This window comes from Sphingobacterium hungaricum (assembly GCF_015210005.1).
Taxonomy (GTDB): Bacteria; Bacteroidota; Bacteroidia; order Sphingobacteriales; family Sphingobacteriaceae; genus Sphingobacterium; species Sphingobacterium hungaricum.
The window spans coordinates 909,836-925,695 of sequence record NZ_MU158698.1 but is presented as its reverse complement, the minus strand read 5'-3'; the positions used below and the strand labels follow the sequence as shown (position 1 = coordinate 925,695).

General features: G+C 37.4%; 18 protein-coding genes. 10 read left to right on the top strand and 8 right to left on the bottom strand.

From position 1 onward, the window contains the following. Together gldC and C4F49_RS07255 are read left to right on the top strand one after the other, a co-directional pair. The gene (gene gldC / locus C4F49_RS07260; protein WP_196935209.1) at positions 1–348 is read left to right on the top strand and encodes a gliding motility protein GldC; all 348 of its coding nucleotides are present in this window, start codon (positions 1–3) and stop codon (positions 346–348) included. An 81-nt stretch (positions 349–429) separates the two neighbouring features. After that, on the top strand, positions 430–837 hold the full coding sequence (locus C4F49_RS07255; protein ID WP_196935208.1) for an EVE domain-containing protein: 408 nt from the start codon (positions 430–432) through the stop codon (positions 835–837). 26 nt (positions 838–863) lie between these two features. Here the strand turns inward: C4F49_RS07255 and C4F49_RS07250 are convergent, their stop codons facing one another. Genes C4F49_RS07250 through ileS form a run of 6 tightly spaced genes read right to left on the bottom strand, consistent with a single transcriptional unit; the run spans position 864 to position 7,837 of the window. After that, a complete protein-coding gene (locus C4F49_RS07250) occupies positions 864–1,394 on the bottom strand; it encodes an acyl-CoA thioesterase (protein WP_196935207.1) in 531 nt (176 codons plus the stop codon). Between the two features lies 1 nt (position 1,395). Further along, a complete protein-coding gene (locus tag C4F49_RS07245) occupies positions 1,396–2,331 on the bottom strand; it encodes an SDR family oxidoreductase (protein WP_196935206.1) in 936 nt (311 codons plus the stop codon). Beyond that, positions 2,319–3,275 (bottom strand): M20/M25/M40 family metallo-hydrolase, encoded by a 957-nt coding sequence (locus tag C4F49_RS07240; protein ID WP_196935205.1) that lies wholly within the window; start codon positions 3,273–3,275, stop codon positions 2,319–2,321. The genes C4F49_RS07245 and C4F49_RS07240 overlap by 13 nt, the downstream gene beginning before the upstream one ends. Positions 3,276–3,325: 50 nt before the next feature. Further along, positions 3,326–3,976 (bottom strand): lipoprotein signal peptidase, encoded by a 651-nt coding sequence (locus tag C4F49_RS07235; protein ID WP_196935204.1) that lies wholly within the window; start codon positions 3,974–3,976, stop codon positions 3,326–3,328. Between the two features lie 57 nt (positions 3,977–4,033). Further along, positions 4,034–4,420, bottom strand: a complete 387-nt coding sequence (locus C4F49_RS07230; RefSeq protein WP_196935203.1) for a TraR/DksA family transcriptional regulator — start codon at positions 4,418–4,420, stop codon at positions 4,034–4,036. Between the two features lie 3 nt (positions 4,421–4,423). After that, positions 4,424–7,837: an isoleucine--tRNA ligase gene (gene ileS, locus C4F49_RS07225; protein WP_196935202.1), complete on the bottom strand. Its 3,414-nt coding sequence runs from the start codon at positions 7,835–7,837 to the stop codon at positions 4,424–4,426. Positions 7,838–8,103: 266 nt separating this feature from the next. Here ileS and C4F49_RS07220 point away from each other — a divergent pair, with 266 nt between their 5' ends. After that, positions 8,104–8,391 carry a type II toxin-antitoxin system RelE/ParE family toxin gene (locus C4F49_RS07220; RefSeq protein WP_196935201.1) on the top strand — a complete coding sequence of 96 codons (288 nt, stop codon included), beginning with the start codon at positions 8,104–8,106 and terminating at the stop codon, positions 8,389–8,391. An 88-nt stretch (positions 8,392–8,479) separates the two neighbouring features. Further along, positions 8,480–8,773, top strand: coding sequence for a HigA family addiction module antitoxin (locus tag C4F49_RS07215; protein WP_196935200.1), 294 nt, complete (start codon positions 8,480–8,482; stop codon positions 8,771–8,773). Here C4F49_RS07215 and C4F49_RS07210 read toward each other — a convergent pair whose 3' ends face one another. Together C4F49_RS07210 and C4F49_RS07205 are read right to left on the bottom strand one after the other, a co-directional pair. Continuing rightward, entirely contained in the window at positions 8,774–9,130 is a 357-nt protein-coding gene (locus C4F49_RS07210; RefSeq protein WP_196935199.1) for a bleomycin resistance protein, read from the bottom strand. Between the two features lie 163 nt (positions 9,131–9,293). Beyond that, positions 9,294–9,647, bottom strand: coding sequence for a HesB/IscA family protein (locus C4F49_RS07205; RefSeq protein ID WP_196935198.1), 354 nt, complete (start codon positions 9,645–9,647; stop codon positions 9,294–9,296). Positions 9,648–9,747: 100 nt separating this feature from the next. On the opposite strand from C4F49_RS07205, the gene C4F49_RS07200 reads away from it, so the two are divergent. From C4F49_RS07200 to C4F49_RS07175, 6 genes are all read left to right on the top strand, one after another. Continuing rightward, positions 9,748–10,275, top strand: coding sequence for a DUF7935 family protein (locus tag C4F49_RS07200; protein WP_472908830.1), 528 nt, complete (start codon positions 9,748–9,750; stop codon positions 10,273–10,275). A 108-nt stretch (positions 10,276–10,383) separates the two neighbouring features. After that, entirely contained in the window at positions 10,384–11,655 is a 1,272-nt protein-coding gene (gene glyA, locus C4F49_RS07195) for a serine hydroxymethyltransferase (protein ID WP_196935196.1), read from the top strand. 228 nt (positions 11,656–11,883) lie between these two features. Next, complete coding sequence (locus C4F49_RS07190) at positions 11,884–12,474, top strand: RNA polymerase sigma factor (protein WP_196935195.1); 591 nt, start codon at positions 11,884–11,886, stop codon at positions 12,472–12,474. A gap of 192 nt (positions 12,475–12,666) precedes the next feature. Then, a complete protein-coding gene (locus C4F49_RS07185) occupies positions 12,667–13,353 on the top strand; it encodes a zinc metallopeptidase (RefSeq protein WP_196935194.1) in 687 nt (228 codons plus the stop codon). A 129-nt stretch (positions 13,354–13,482) separates the two neighbouring features. After that, positions 13,483–14,820, top strand: coding sequence for a signal recognition particle protein (ffh, locus tag C4F49_RS07180; RefSeq protein WP_196935193.1), 1,338 nt, complete (start codon positions 13,483–13,485; stop codon positions 14,818–14,820). A 219-nt stretch (positions 14,821–15,039) separates the two neighbouring features. After that, a complete protein-coding gene (locus C4F49_RS07175) occupies positions 15,040–15,831 on the top strand; it encodes a hypothetical protein (RefSeq protein WP_196935192.1) in 792 nt (263 codons plus the stop codon). The last annotated feature ends 29 nt before the right edge of the window (positions 15,832–15,860 follow it).

Here is a 15,860-nt window from a genome sequence, read left to right as displayed (position 1 = left end):
ATGAAAAAAGCAGAAATAAAATTAAATGTGGGACTTGATGATAACAATGTTCCAGAAACTATACATTGGTCATCTACAGATGGCGAATCCGCAGAAGCATTACCGGCAAAAGCGATGTTCCTAGCCTTATGGGATGCGCAGTACAAAAATTCCATGCGTATTGACTTATGGACCAAAGATATGCCATATGACGAGATGAAGCGTTTCTTTTATGAAACGATTCAGACTATGGCCGATTCGTTTTTACGTTCTTCGGGCGGTGACCCAATGGCTGAGAAAGTAATTGCCGACTTACGCGATTATTGCGCGCATTTTGCAGATAAAATGGAAGTTCTAGAAAATAAATAGCACTGAAACTTGCATTAACTTGCCGCTTTAAAAAGCCTGGCAATTTTTTGAATTTTTACTTTTGAATTTTTACTTAAAAAAATGAATTACTTTTTAGTCAAATCAGAACCCTTTAAATACAGTTGGGAACAATTTAATAAAGATGGGCAAACTTTTTGGGATGGCGTGCGCAATTATCAAGCGCGCAATAACCTGAAAGAAATGAAGAAAGGTGATTTGGTCTTGTTTTACCATAGTAATGAAGGCAAAGAAATTGTTGGCGTAGCCAAAGTCGTTAAAGAATTTTATCAAGACCCGACAACGGATGACACAAAATGGGTTGTCGTTGATTTGAAACCTGTAGAAACATTGGCGAAGCCAGTAACATTGGAGACCATAAAGGCTGATGAATTTCTGCAAAACATTGCGTTGGTTCGTCAAGGAAGGCTTTCGGTCATGCCGTTGAAGAAGGAAGAATTTGACCGGATTTTAGAATTGTCTACTCTATAAAATAAAATGCGCAGTATCTGCGCATTTTATTTTTCTATATTCTGAAAAATCTTAACCAAGCTTTTTAATTCCGTTGCGCTTTTAGGATTTAGCTTTCCTGCCAAAATCAACCGCAATTCTCGGCGTTGCATCGCTTCATTGTAAAGACGAATTTCTTTTTCCGTTTCAGGAACTAATTGCGGAATCAATTTTCTATTCATTTCCTTATCCACCGCTACGAATGTATAGTAAGCATCATTGGATTTCTCCTTTGTGCCTTTCGGAAGATTTTGAGCAAAAATTTCCATGTGGACTTCAAGCGAAGTTTGAAAAACACGCGTAACCTGAGCCTCGATTGTCACAACTTCTCCTAAAGTAATCGGTCTTTTGAACGATACGCTGTCTACGGAAACAGTTACAACCGTGCTGTTAGAATGTTTTTGAGCAGCCATGGCCGAACAGATATCCATCCAATACAATAACCTTCCACCCATCAGATTTCCAAACGTGTTGGTATCATTTGGCAAAACCAATTCGTTCATAATTGTCAACGATTCTTTTGCGAATTTTTCTTCCATATTAATTTGTTAAGGACTTTAATTGTTCGTCCATTAGTTTAAAACTTTCTACTAGTGAAGTCGGTCGATAACCTAACTCACGTTTTGCTTTGTCAAGTACAAAGCCTGTTATTTTTGGGCGGTTTGTTTCCTGACCGATTTCTTTTGCTGAAATTGGATGAATCAAGCTCTTGTCCAGGTTCCAAAAATCAGCGACTTGGTCCACAACTTCTTTTACGGAATAAAGGTTTTCCGAAGAAATATGGAAAATGCCCCTAGCATTTTTTTCGGCAGCTGAAATACAAGCTATAGCCAAATCATCCACAAACGTAGGCATGCGGTATTGATCGGATACAACATTAATCGATTCTTGAGCAGTCAATTTTTGCTTTGCCCATAAAACTAGGTTTGACCTGTTTTTGTCATCGATAACTCCATAGACCAAAATAGTTCTTAAAATGGCCGATCGGCAAGAGCTGTTCTGCAAAAATAATTCCGCTTGGAGTTTGCTTGCTCCGTAAGCATTCGTCGGTTGACGTTCGTCTTCTTCCGCATATGGACCATTCTTGCCATCAAACACAAAATCTGTTGAAAGAAATGTCAGATGGATATCTTTAGAAAGGCATATGCTGGCAAGAAAATCAACCGAATCAACATTGACCGACTGGCAAAGCGCTGGGTTGTTTTCGCAGACTTCAACAGACGACAAGGCTGCGGTATGAATGACGTGGGTAGGAGCGAAGTCAAGAATCAGTTTTTCCAAACGATCCAAATCAGTTAATTCAATTTCTTGAAATTGATAGCCTGATTTTTTGGGGTTTCTGTTGGCTGATTTAGAGGTACAGAAAAGCTTATGAGGCGTTTTCTCTACGATGAAGTCACATAGTTTTTGACCTAAAAATCCATTTGACCCTGTCAATAAAATCCGTAATTCTTTCGGATCAGTTAATTTGTCCATTGGAAATCCATTTTATCTTGTTTCATCGAATTGTCCAATACTTTTTTCTCCAGTTCCAGAATTGAAATCATCGCTGGATAGTTTATTTTGTCTTCATCATCCGTCGGTTTGTGGTAGTCATCATGACCTCCGGTATGGAAAAACAATACGGGGATATTTTTTTTATAGAATGAAGTTTGGTCCGAACCACCATTTCCATCTTTGCTCAAATTAAATCGAATATCCGACGTAATTCCTTCAAAAATTGCAGGAAATTTGGAACTCGTTCCGTAGCCAATAATCGCCAAACCGTTATCCGGATTGTAGCGACCGATCATATCCATGTTTAACATCCATTGGATAGATTCCAAAGGGATTGTTGGATGTTCGGTGAAATAACGAGAACCTACTAATCCTAACTCTTCAGCTCCAAAACCGATAAAAAGAAAGTTAAAAGGTTCAACAACATCATTTGTTGCATAAATCCGAGCCAGTTCTAATAATCCGGCAACGCCTGAGCTATTGTCATCGGCACCATTGTGTATCTTTCCGACTCCAAGAGAATCTTTCGAACTTCCTTGATGCCCAGTGCCTAAATGGTCATAATGCGCTCCTATTACAATCGTGTATGGAGCCTGATTATCTAAAAATCCAATGACATTGTCCGCTTGACGGATACTATCTTGAACAATTACGCGACGAACCTTCGCCGTGAACGTTTGCCTAAATCCTTGTTCGCCTTTGGGTGCTAAATTGTACTTTTTAAAATGTTTTTCGATGTAATCTGCAGCTTTAGAAACTTCTTTAGAACCTGTGCCACGGCCTTTCATCTTATCCGAGGATAAATACGAAATGTGTTTTTTTAGATTTTTCTCTACGATTTGCGCTGTCGCTAATGGAGAATTTGCAACAAGTAAAACTAGAATTGAAAAGTAAATGGAAATTTGCTTAGCAAGATTTTTCATGAAACAAATATAAGGATTTGAAAAACCTTCTAATGAAATCAATCCGAAAATTAATCTTCGATGATTTCGCTATTCAAACTGCTTTTTTCTTCCTTGGTTTCTTTGAAATAACGTTTTTGGAAAATTAAAATCAAAAATACCCCTACAGAAATTGCGGAATCCGCAACATTAAAAACAGGTCGGAAAAATAAGAAGTCTTCGCCGCCCCAAAATGGGAACCAAGAAGGGAATCTTCCATCAATCAATGGAAAATAAAGCATATCAACTACTTTTCCATGAAATAAGCTCGAATAGCCACCGGCATCTGGAAACAAGACCGCTTTCGTGTACATATTGCTTTCGCTAAATATTACGCCATAAAATGTCGAGTCAATAATATTCCCTAATGCACCAGCAAAAATCAAGGCTACTGTCAAGATAAATCCTCGATTGTATTTGTTCTTGATCATGTAATGAAGGCCATAGCCAATCCCAATCACGGCAATGATCCGAAAAAGTGAAAGAAAAAGCTTGCCGCTTTCGCCACCAAATTCCATTCCATAAGCCATTCCATTGTTCTCAATAAAATGAATAAGCACTTTATTGCCTATGACATTAAAGTCTTGACCTATAGTCATGTTGAGCTTCACCCAGAATTTTGAAATCTGATCTACCGCTAAAACCAATAGAATTAATAGGACGGGATTTTTGTAGCCTTTCATAATGGAAATAAAAATGGTCTTTGTATAAGCAAAGACCATTTTTCACTTGTTAAAAATTTAATATTGCTTGTTCTTTGCTTCGATGCTCAATGTCGTGTGAGGGACTGCTTTCAGACGTTCTTTCTGAATAAGTTTGCCTGTTTCACGACAGATGCCGTACGTTTTGTTTTCAATACGTACTAATGCAGCTTCTAAATTGTCAATAAATTTCTTTTGGCGAGCAGCTAACTGATTTGTTTGTTCTTTCTCCAATGTAGCCGAACCATCTTCCAATGTTTTGTAAGTACCAGCCGTATCATCAGTTCCGTTGGCGTTGCTGTTGCTCAGGGAAGTGGTCAATGATGACAATTCTTCTTTAGCAACTCTTAATTTTTCAAGAATTATAGATTTAAACTCTTGCAATTCTACATCACTATAACGCGTTTTCTCAGTGTTATTACTCATACTCTAATTTTTTTCGATTAATAGCTTCAATTCTTTTTCATTAATTTCAATCGTATCTCCTTCTTGAAGATCGTTTACAAAGATCAATGAAGTCGCTAGAATTTCTGCGCAAATATACGATAAATTATTATTCACAGCATCTTGAATTATAGGGTTCAAGATTATTTTTACATCAATTCGGTCGGTTACTTCAAAACCCTTCTCTTTGCGCAAATTTTGAACTCTATTGATTAATTCTCTTGCAATTCCTTCTTCTTTTAAAGCTTCAGAAATGTGGATATCTAAGGCAACGGTCAGCTTTCCTAAATTCGCAACTTGCCATCCTTCCACATCTTCCGCGATAATTTCCACATCTTCGCTGCTGATTGTGTAGGCCGTACCGGCTAGAGCCAGCTGTCCTGCTGATTCAAGTTCGCCGATTTGTGCAGCATCTAAGGTTTGGATTGCGGCAGCTACGGTTTTCATGTCCTTGCCGACCTTAGCACCTAACGATTTAAAATTAGGTTTGATTTTCTTCTTAATGATTCCAGTCGTGTCTGTGATAAATTCAATTTCTTTGATGTTCGTTTCGGATAAGATTAAATCTTTAACCAATTCTACTTTATTCTGGAATTCATTATCCAATACCGGTACCAATATTTTTTGCAGAGGCTGACGAACATTGATGCTCGTCTTCTTACGCAATGACAAAGTCAATGAGGATATATCCTGTGCCAAAGCCATGCGCTCTTCCAAATCTTTGTCAACTAAATCAGCTTGATAGACTGGAAAATCCGCTAGATGCACTGATTCAAATGTTTCTTTTTTCGTTTCTTGATGCAGATCCAAATACAATTGATCCGAGAAAAATGGCGCTATAGGCGACATTAACTTGGCAACTGTATCTAAACAAGTGTATAAAGTTTGGTATGCTGAAATTTTATCTTCCGAATAATCGCCCTTCCAAAAACGGCGGCGGCACAAACGAACGTACCAGTTGCTCAAATTCTCATCGACAAAATTTTGAATAGCACGAGCTGCTTTTGTCGGTTCAAAATCGGCGTAATAAGCGTCAACTTCCTGCGTCAAGCTATTTAGCAATGAAATAATCCAGCGGTCAATTTCAGGACGTTTTGAAAGGTCTATTTCCTCTTCAGAATACGTGAAATTATCAATGTTTGCGTATAAAGCAAAGAATGCATAGGTGTTATACAGCGTTCCGAAAAATTTTCTGCGAACTTCATCCAAGCCTTCTTCATTGAACTTTAAATTGTCCCAAGGGGAAGCATTGCTGATCATGTACCAACGCGTTGCATCTGCGCTATATTTGTCGATTGTCGCAAATGGATCAACTCCATTTCCAAGACGTTTCGACATTTTATTTCCATTTTTATCCAATACCAATCCGTTAGAAACGACGTTTTTAAACGCCACGTTTTTACGGAACATGGTCGAAATTGCATGCAAGGTAAAAAACCAACCACGCGTCTGGTCAACCCCCTCAGCAATGAAATCAGCAGGATATGCATCTTCAAATCCATCTTTGAATGGAGCTGCATCGCCTTTAGCTAATTTATCATAATCTAAACCCCATTGCGCATAAGGCATTGCTCCAGAATCAAACCATACATCGATCAAATCCGGTTCGCGGAAAAGTTTTTGGCCTCCATCAGAAACCAAAATCAAATCATCCACGTACGGACGGTGCAGGTCTAAATCTTTCGAGCCGAATTTTGCTAAATATGCGGCGTTTACTGATTTTTCATCTTCATTTAAAACATCAGATTGGATAGAAGCTTCCAGGTAGGATTTCAGCTCAGGCATGGAACCTATGCAGATTTCTTCATTTTGGTCTTCTGAACGCCAGATCGGAAGCGGTGTGCCCCAGTAGCGGGAACGTGACAGATTCCAGTCTACTAGGTTTTCTAACCAATTCCCAAACCGGCCTGTCCCTGTAGCTTCAGGCTTCCAGTTGATGGTTTTATTTAGAGCGACCATTTCCTCTTTCACATCTGTCGTTTTGATAAACCAGCTATCCAATGGATAATATAAAACAGGTTTATCTGTACGCCAGCAATGAGGGTAAGTGTGCTCGTATTTTTTAACGTCGAATGCTTTGTTGTCTTCTTTTAATTTGATTGCAATCAGCACATCCGTTGGCTTGAAGTCAGGGTTTTTCCTTTCTTCATCCGAATAATATTCTTCTTTGACAAAACGGCCAGCGAAATCTGTTATTTCTTTTACGAAACGTCCTCTGCGGTCAACGGTAGGAACTTCTTTGCCATTTTCATCTTTCACCAAGATAGCAGGAACGCCTTGTTCTTTCGCTACGCGAAAATCGTCTGCTCCATAAGTCGGTGCTGCGTGAACAATTCCGGTACCATCTTCAGTCGTGACAAAATCTCCCGAAATCACACGGAATGCATTCGCTTGCAAATCTTCGTTTGTGATGTAGGGCAATAATTGCTCATAACGTAAGCCGACCAATTCTTCGCCAGTAAATTCAGAAGCAATTTCCCAAGGGATTAATTTGTCGCCAAAAGTATAATCTTGGAAAGAAACCTGCTGTGCCTCAGCCTTGAAGTGTTTGTTGATTAAATTCTTTGCCAAAATCACAGAAACCGCTTCGCCTGTGTATTGGTTGAAAGTTTTGATTTTTACATAATCAATTCTCTTTCCAACCACTAAGGCAGTGTTACTAGGCAAAGTCCATGGTGTTGTTGTCCAAGCGATAAATGCCACATCTTCTTCCTCCGTTTCGACCAAGGTTTGGATTAATGGATGCACTTGGTCTTTGACCAATCTAAATTCTGCGACGATGGTCGTGTCTTTTACGTCCTTATACGTGCCAGGCTGATTTAATTCATGAGAGCTCAAACCCGTTCCTGCAGCCGGCGAATAAGGCTGAATCGTATATCCCTTATACAACAATCCTTTGTTGTAAAAATCTTTTAGCAAAAACCAAAGGGTCTCGATGTATTCGTTTTCGTAAGTGATATATGGATTTTCCAAATCTACCCAATAGCCCATTTTTAAGGTTAAATCATTCCACACATCGGTGTATTTCATGACTTCCTTGCGACAAGCATCGTTGTATTCTTCTACAGTGATTTTCTTTCCTATATCTTCTTTTGTGATTCCTAAAGTTCTTTCTACAGCTAGTTCGATTGGCAGACCATGTGTGTCCCAACCGCCTTTACGCTTAACCTGAAAACCCTTTAATGTTTTATACCGACAAAAAATGTCCTTTATGGAACGCGCCATTACGTGATGGATACCGGGCATGCCGTTAGCCGATGGCGGTCCTTCGTAAAATGTATAAGGCTTGCTAGCAGGGCGGTTTTGAATACTTTTTTCAAAGATATTCTCTTGTTCCCACCTCGCTAATATGTTCTTACCAACTTCTGTTAAATTTAAGTGCTTATACTCCTTATACATACGTATTTCTCCAATTTTCTAAAAGGTTGCTAATTTAAGAATAATAGCCAAAAGGTTTATGTATTGAAGGTAATTTCTTTTTAAGGGATATACTATTAAATGAATACACTGGCAATTTTCCCCGTACCAAAATATTAAGCATGACTTGCCGGATGATTGTAAATCTGTTGCATCGTACAAAAATTTTGAAGAAATGAGATAATAGCGTAAATTTATAACAAGGAGTTTGTCTTGGTGATTTTAAGTTTTTAATAAAATTTGAGACTATGATTAAATCCTTTTCAAGCAAGGCATTAGAGTTGCTTTGGGAAGAAAATGTTGACAAAAAGCTACCTCAGAGTTGCGTCGATAGATTGAAGAGAATATTAACACTGCTTAATTCTACGAAAACTATCAATGACTTAGGTGCTGTTTCGAAAAGTTTCAGACTTCATCAGCTTAAAGGCCCTCCGTTTAAAGGATTTTGGTCATTAGATGTGAATGCGAATTATCGGGTTATTTTTAGGCTGGTCGATGGCAATGTGTATGATGTTAATTTCGTAGATACACATTAGACTGAGTGGTGATTAGTAGATAACAAAAGTATTAGTTCAACAACGGATAATACAGAGAATAAGTTTATAGTATTAAAACAGATTAAGAATGACAAAACGATTAGTTTTACATCCTGGATTGATTTTGAAAGAAGATGTGTTAAAATCGAATAAGTTGACTGTAGCTTCTGCTGCTAAATTATTGGGTGTGCCACGGATAAAACTTCTACATATCGTTAATGAAAAGACAGCTTTGACACCAGATTTAGCGATTAGAATTAGCAAAGTTTTTGGAGGTACAGCTGCGATTTGGCTTAGAATGCAAATGGAATATGACCTGCAGGTTGCGTTAGCTAATTTCGAAGAGGAGGGCGTTACGCTAAAGGAATTTGAATTCAGTTAATTACACATGCTCTCCAAACGTCAATAAATTACTATCTGGATCAAGTATAGAGAATTCCTTTTGGTCCCAAGGTTTGATTGCTAAAGGCGCATTTGGATGGATTTTCACTTGATTTTCTAGAAAACCCTTATAAATCAAATCAATATTTTCTGTCCGAATATAAACCTGTCCGTAGTTCTCGGCAGGATCTAAATCTTTAAATTCAAAAAAGTGTATTTGAATACTATCCTTATAGACCATCAGGTAGCCATCATAATCAGCATCACCTAAAAGTTGAAAACCCAATTGATTTAAATAAAAATCTTTGGTGATTTCTTTGTCTCGCATAGGTAATTTTGGATGAATTTCTGTTAGCATGGCTTTGATTCAATTATTTCATTAAAAATAAGCAATTCTTAAGAAAAGATGAAAGCTGGCTTTTGTTTTTCCGCCGCATGAATTTGGAGCTTTCAGTGGTACTCAATAAAAAAGTCCGTAAACTTAATTACAGACTTTCATTATTATATTTCTTAAATTGAGATTATGCGGAGAAAGAACTTCCGCATCCGCATGAGCTAGTCGCGTTTGGATTGTTGAAAATAAATCCTCGCGCATCTAATCCATTTTTAAAATCAATTTCCATTCCAGCAAGGTACATTCCATGTGCTTTGTTCATGAATAAACGAAGGCCATGCACTTCATATTCGGTATCACCATCTTTTTTTTGGTCAAAACCCAAAATATAGCTCATTCCGGAACATCCTCCACCTTCAACACCTACGCGTAATCCGAAATCATTTGTAATCTCTTGCTGATCTATTAATTTCTTAAGCTCTTTTAATGCGCCCTCAGTCAATGTTACAGGAGCTGGAGCTAATATACTTTCTACACTCATAAAACTTAATTTATACTTACTAATTGAACAAATTTACATAATTTTAAGCACAAAAATTTGATCGCCTTATTTTTGACATTTATTAAACATTGTTCTCCAAATGGAATTGACTACTTTCTTTGCTAATCTATTTATATACACTTTTTCGATTTTTGCCGGCATATTGCTTACATTTAAATTGCTCTGGCCAAAAATTGAATCCTATATGCTTAGAACGAGCTCGCTGAACCGAAGCAAGGCTTTTCTGAGAGAAAATCTTCAATTAACCTATACGGCATACGAACGTCTTTTGCTATTCACATTGCGCATAGAGCCTTATCAGTTAATGTTGCGCATGCATAATCCAAATCAGTCTGTTTCTGAATTTAGACAAGCATTGATTCAAGAGATCGAAAATGAATACCAACATAATTTCACACAGCAGCTGTACGTGTCTTCAGTTGCTTGGCACACGATAAACGAGCTAAAAAAGAATACGATTAGTTTGTTGAAAAACTCTTCGGATGGCTTGCCCAAAGAAGCTACTTTGGATAATTACATTTCAGTTGTCCTGAAACACATGAAGGAATTGGAGCCTAATCCATACGAAGACGCTCAAAAAATCCTTAAACGAGAATTGTCTATTTAAATTTTGATAGGCTTTAGGTAATTCTTTTGACAATTTGCTACCTGCTTAACAAGATATGCACTATATTTGCAAAAATTTTAATTTTAACACCCCCCATAATATTTAAACATGGAAAGAGATCAAGTCATTTTCAATCTGATCGCTGACGAACTAAAACGTCAAGAAGAAGGAATTGAATTAATTGCTTCGGAAAATTTTGTTAGTAAACAAGTGATGGAAGCTGCAGGTTCGGTATTAACTAATAAATATGCTGAAGGATTACCAGGAAAGCGTTATTATGGTGGATGTGAAGTTGTGGATGAAGTTGAAACAATTGCTATCGATCGTGCAAAACAATTGTTTGGCGCATCTTGGGTGAATGTTCAGCCACACTCTGGCGCTCAAGCTAACGCGGCTGTGTTTTTAGCAATTTTAAAACCGGGCGATAAAATTTTAGGATTTGATTTATCTCATGGAGGGCATTTGACTCACGGCTCACCTGCGAATTTTTCAGGTAAATTATATGAGCCTTTATTCTATGGAGTTGAAAAAGAAACAGGATTAATTGATTACAAACAATTAGAAGAAACTGCACTTCGCGAAAAACCAAAAGTGATTATCTGCGGTGCTTCGGCTTATTCACGCGATTGGGATTACGCGCGCATTCGTGCTGCAGCTGATCAAATCGGTGCGATCGTTGTTGCAGATATTTCTCACCCAGCAGGTTTAATCGCTCGCGGTTTATTATCTGATCCTTTCCCTCATTGTCACATTGTGACAACAACAACCCACAAAACGTTGCGCGGTCCTCGTGGCGGAATGATCATGGTTCAAGAAGATTTTGAAAATCCTTGGGGATTGACAAATCCAAAAGGCGAGTTGCGTACAATTACTCAATTATTAGATTTAGCTGTTTTCCCAGGTACACAAGGCGGTCCTTTGGAGCATATTATTTCGGCAAAAGCGATTGCTTATGGCGAGGCATTATCGGACGAATACATGGATTACATCGTTCAGGTTAAGAAAAACGCTTCAGTATTAGCTGATTTCTTAATTGGAAGAGATTACAATATTATTTCTGGAGGAACGGATAACCACTTAATGTTGGTTGACTTAAGAAATAAAGATATTTCAGGTAAAGAGGCAGAAGCGATTTTAGGCGAAGCTGGAATCACAACCAACAAAAACATGGTTCCTTTCGATACGCGCTCTCCGTTCGTAACTTCAGGAGTTCGTTTTGGAACAGCTGCAATTACAAGCCGTGGAATCAAAGAAAATGAAATTATTCAGATCGGTGAATTAATTGACGAATCAATTCAAAAAAGAGCGGATAAGGCTGCTTTAGCTTCAATTCATGGTAAAGTGAAAGAAATGATGGCTAAATTCCCATTGTATAAATAAAAAGTTCTTATTTGTAAAGAATAACCTTTAAATGGCTTCATTATTGTGAAGCCATTTTTAGTTAGATGTGAATAAATGTTAAAACTTATATTCAAAATTTGATAACTCAATTTTTTTCATTCAATTTGATGTATATAATTTAAAGAATCGCTTATAGAAAAAACAGATACTCTAAAAAATTAAATTAAAGTAAGTCAAAGTGACCTATTTGAAATTGGGGAAAATGTTATGAAACTATTGAAAAAAAAGAGTGATCAAGAATTGATACAATTCTATGTAGCGGGTGATGAAATAGCGCTACAAATTCTACTAGAAAGATATAAGTCCAAAATTTACACGTCTATTTATTTACAGGTGAAAGATGATTTCCTAGCTGAAGATATTTTTCAGGAGACGTTTATCAAAGTCATCCACACCTTAAAGGCTGGGAAATACAATGACGAGGGAAAATTCCTTCCTTGGGTCATGCGTATTGCACATAACATGGTCATCGATCATTTCAGGAAAGAAAAAAGAACGCCTACGGTCGTTAGCAGCGACGGATATGATATTTTTGAATTGCTGCAGTTCTCGGAGGACGATGTGGAAACTAAGCTGGTAAAGAAGCAACGAGATATTGATTTAAAGAAAATCATCCAATTGCTTCCAGATGACCAAAAGGAAGTGTTGATTATGCGCCACTTTTGTGACATGAGTTTTAAAGAAATCGCTGATATCACCGATGTCAGCATCAATACAGCTTTAGGGAGGATGCGCTACGCGCTGAGCAACTTAAGGAAGATGATTGAAGATCATAACATGATTTTACAAATGGGATAAATAACTGAAGGAAGATTTAAAATCTTCCTTTTTTTGTCACATGAGTGAAAAAATGACAGCCTGTTTTGGATTTAATAGTACATTTTGTCAATTAAAACTCGAATTTATTGTATCTTAATGCCTGAAAGGGGATTGGACTGCTTTTTGATTCTCTATGTTAAATAAGTTGAAATAAATTAAAATTTAAGATATATGATTATTTGGGTAATTTTTGGTGGTATTATGTTGATTAGTCTGATTGTCCAGACTAGGTTTAAAAACAAGTTTAAGAAATATTCTGAAATGCCTCTTTCATCTGGTTTATCCGGGGCTGAAATTGCACAGAAAATGTTAAACGAAAGCGGTATTCATGATGTAAATGTTATTTCTGTAGAAGGGAAATTGACAGACCATTACAATCCTGCTAACAGAACGGTTAATTTAAGTCCAGATGTATATCATGGAAGAAGCATCGCGGCAGCTGCAGTTGCGGCTCACGAGTGTGGTCACGCGGTACAGCATGCAACAGCTTATTCTTGGTTACAATTCCGTTCAGCAATGGTGCCAGTGGTAAGCATCGCTTCGAGAATGACTTCTTGGGTGTTGATGCTGGGTGTTATTTTGTTGGCTTTCTCGCAGAACTACATTGTGTTAGCAGTGGGAGTGGGTGCGTTATTCTTAACGACATTATTTAGTTTTATCACATTGCCAGTAGAGTTTGATGCTTCTAAAAGAGCATTGGTTTGGTTGGAAACTTCGAATGTGACGAATAGCAGAGAAGAGCATGATGGTGCTAAAGATGCGTTAAATGCTGCTGCAATGACTTACGTTGTTGCTGCTTTATCGGCTTTGGTTACTTTGCTTTACTACGCCAGTATTTTGTTCGGCAGAAGAGATTAAGTATAACAATAAATAGAATTCAAATGCGACCTGTCTAGGCCGCATTTTTTTATGTATTTTAAAGTTCAACTCCTTTCGTTAGGATTTTGTAACTTTGGATTTTAGAAAGAAAAAGATTTATAAAGTAACATGTTTCAGAATTTACAAGATAAATTAGATAGAGCCTTTAAAGTTTTAAAAGGACAGGGGAATATTACCGAAATCAACGTTGCAGAGACGATGAAAGAAATCCGTAAAGCCTTATTGGATGCGGATGTGAATTATAAGACTGCAAAGACTTTTACGGATGATGTTCGCCAAAAAGCTTTAGGTCAAAATGTATTGACTAGTATTTCGCCAGGTCAATTGTTAACTAAAATCATGAATGATGAGTTGACGGAATTGATGGGCGGAACGGTAACTGATCTGGAAATTTCTAAAAACCCAACCGTTATTTTAATTGCTGGATTGAACGGTGCCGGTAAAACAACTTTTTCTGGAAAACTAGCAAATTATTTAAGAGAGAAAAAAGGCAAAAAACCCTTGTTGGTTGCAGGCGACGTATATCGTCCGGCAGCAATCGACCAATTGCAGGTTTTAGGGCAACAAGTTGGCGTTCCGGTTTATGTAGACCGTGAATCGACGGATCCAATTGCAATCGCTGTTGCGGGTGTGGAAGAAGCAAAACGCAACGGAAATAATATTGTCATCATTGATACCGCAGGTCGCTTGGCGATTGATGAGGCTTTGATGAATGAAATTACAGCAGTAAAAGAGGCTACCAAACCTCAAGAAATCTTATTCGTTGTCGATTCGATGACGGGTCAAGATGCGGTCAACACGGCGAAAGCCTTTAATGATCGCTTAGATTTCACGGGTGTTGTTTTGACCAAATTGGATGGTGACACACGTGGTGGTGCGGCGTTATCCATTAAATCTGTGGTGAATAAGCCAATCAAATTTATTGGTACGGGTGAGAAAATGGAGGCGCTAGATGTCTTCTATCCGGATCGTATGGCTTCCCGTATTTTAGGTATGGGTGATGTGGTTTCCTTAGTGGAGCGTGCACAACAACAATTTGATGAAAAAGAAGCTGCCGAATTGCAGCGCAAGATTCGCAAGAATAAGTTTGATTTCAACGACTTTAAATCCCAAATTCAACAAATCAAGAAAATGGGTAACATGAAAGATTTGATGGGAATGATTCCAGGTGTTGGAAAAGCTATCAAAGACGTAGATATCGACGATAATGCATTTAAGCCTATTGAGGCAATCATTGATTCGATGACTCCGTTTGAACGTGAAAATCCAGATGCTATCGATCAGAAGAGAAGAAATCGGATTGCCAAAGGTTCAGGAACTAATTTAGATGAAGTCAATAAACTGATGAAACAATTTGCCGATATGCGTAAAGTCATGAAGCAAATGTCAAATCCAGCAATGGCAGCCAAGATGATGCGCGGAATGCCTAAGATGCCGGGAAGATAATAAAGGACTAAAATTTAAGAGTTTAAGAATCCAATTTTCATGTGAAAATTGGATTTTTTTTGCTCCTAAAAAAAATTAGTGCTTAATTCTTAATTAATTATAATAATTACAGTAATTAATTTGTTTCTAGCTTGTGTTTTAACATGTAAATAAATACTTTTATGCCTTTATTAATCATAAAATTTTATTACCTAAAGGACTATTGTAACAACACGTACGATGCATTTTGATATTAAAAAGATTTCTAGGCAAAACGATTTAGCAATTAATAGTAAATCGATTAACAAAAAAAGTATCTATAGAATTTTATTAACCAAAGAAACACAGTTTCAATGCTTTATTGACGGCGAATTTCTTCATATTCCAAATTATTCTTTAGTCTATATTTCGCCAGCGGCGGAAGTCTCCACCACAACTTTTGAACGCTCGGAAGGGTACTTGCTGAGTTTTAGTAGCAGCTTTTACAGCAAGTCAATGAATGATCATTTGTTTTTACATAACGATCTTTTATTTAATGCCAAAAAGGGTTTTACCATTGTCCCCAATTTGATGGACCATATTGGTTACTCGGAATTTAATATCAGTCTTCTGGAACGAGCGACTGTCAAATTTAGTTGTGATATCTATAGAGATTTGGCGCACAATCTTGTCAAGCAGTTTGTCCTTATTGGAAATCTAGAATTGTTGAGCCCATATGAATGCAATCAGCTAGAAGGTGAAGATTTTATGCTGGTTAATTATTTTAAAAACTGTCTGGAACGCTATGTCACCAAACATAAGGAGCTCGGCTTCTACTTGAAGAAACTTAACTTGAAAGAGGAGCGGCTGACAATGGCTACACAGACTGTTTTGGATAAAAAACCTATGGATTTGATTTATGAATTCATAGTCAAAGAATTTAACTGGCGATTGAAGTTTACTTCGCTTAGCGTGCGTGACATAGCTGATAAATTGGGTTTTTCTAATGAAAAGGAATTGCAGACCATTCTTTATAAATACAACAAGAAATAGATGAGAAAGTAGCAATTGTCTATAAATGC